Genomic DNA, 1137 nt, shown 5'->3' with positions numbered 1-1137 from the left:
CTAGTATCTTCCATATAATACTGCAACAGGGAAATTACAATAGATTATGCAACAAATAGATGTTTGGTCACTTATCAAGCAAAAAGAATTTGAATCTGCTTGTATGTATGCAGATTTGCAATTTGAAAAAACAGGAAATATATCTTTGCTACGAAATAAAATTTTGGCCCTTTTAAATTTAAATAGGTTTGAAGAATGCATTGATCTATCTAACAAAATTATTTCACTTACAAAAGGAGATGCAGATTCGGATTTTATTTTGCAGGGAATAGCTTTTTGGTCTTTGGGATATAAAGTCAATGCAATTCAATGTTGGGAAAATGGAGAAAGTAGTATTTATAGTGATGCGACGGGCGGAATCAATATAAAATTGATACGTTATTTTGCCGCGTGTAAATTAGGTGACAAGCCAATGAAAGAGAAAATATTTAAAAGTGTAAAAAAGCTTCTTAAATCGAAACGATCCACTAATTGGCCTATTCCAGTAGGTAGCTTTTTAATGGATTTAATAGATGAGCAGTCTTTATTGTCATCTATCTCTTCAGTTGGATATTTAAGAGAACGTGAGTTATGTGATTATTATTTCGTCTTAGCTACAAAAAAATTGGCAATGGGTGACTTTATAAACTATCATAAAGACCTGAAAAAGTGTTTGGAGTTGAACGTGGTTGTATATCTGGAACCAACTTATTATTTGGCTAAATCGGAACTACAGTATGTGGAATAGCTAAATCATAGCAATAATTCCTGGATCTTTTCCGGGGAAAATGTAATAGTTGGTTAAATGTATTCCTCCGCCAGCGCACAGGTCCAAATGAATTGAAAAGTCATCTATTTTTGCAGATAGTAAAATAAATTATAGATGCAATCACAATCTACGCTTCGCCGCCCCCGTATCCCTCCTTTGGAATACACATCATCATATTAAGGATTCTCCATCGGAGGGATACGACAGGCGGTAAAAGCCTACGAAGAACAAATCAAGTACGACGGGAACGGTAATATTGTTTTCTTTAACCGCAACGGCTCCCATGCCACTACGACCAACGTGGTGGAGAGCCAGGCGGATATGGACCGGTTGAGTTATATTTATCCGAAGGATAATAACGGGCAACTAACGGCTAACCGTTTGCGGCA

1 protein-coding gene is annotated in these 1137 nt (G+C 36.2%); it reads left to right on the top strand.

What is annotated here, in order from left to right; all coding sequences use genetic code 11:
- Positions 1 to 46: 46 nt before the first annotated feature.
- Positions 47 to 727, top strand: a complete 681-nt coding sequence (locus GA0116948_RS20930; RefSeq protein ID WP_089715845.1) for a hypothetical protein — start codon at positions 47 to 49, stop codon at positions 725 to 727.
- The last annotated feature ends 410 nt before the right edge of the window (positions 728 to 1137 follow it).

The sequence above is a fragment of the Chitinophaga costaii genome (genome assembly GCF_900094705.1).
GTDB classification, from domain to species: domain Bacteria; phylum Bacteroidota; class Bacteroidia; order Chitinophagales; family Chitinophagaceae; genus Chitinophaga; species Chitinophaga costaii.
The sequence above is the reverse complement of the archived record's forward strand: the minus strand, read 5'-3'. Positions and strand labels throughout refer to the sequence as shown.

What these genes read in the sequence shown, in the direction of transcription:
- GA0116948_RS20930 (WP_089715845.1), top strand. Translation starts at nt 47, where the DNA reads ATGCAACAAATAGATGTTTGGTCACTTATCAAGCAAAAAGAATTTGAA.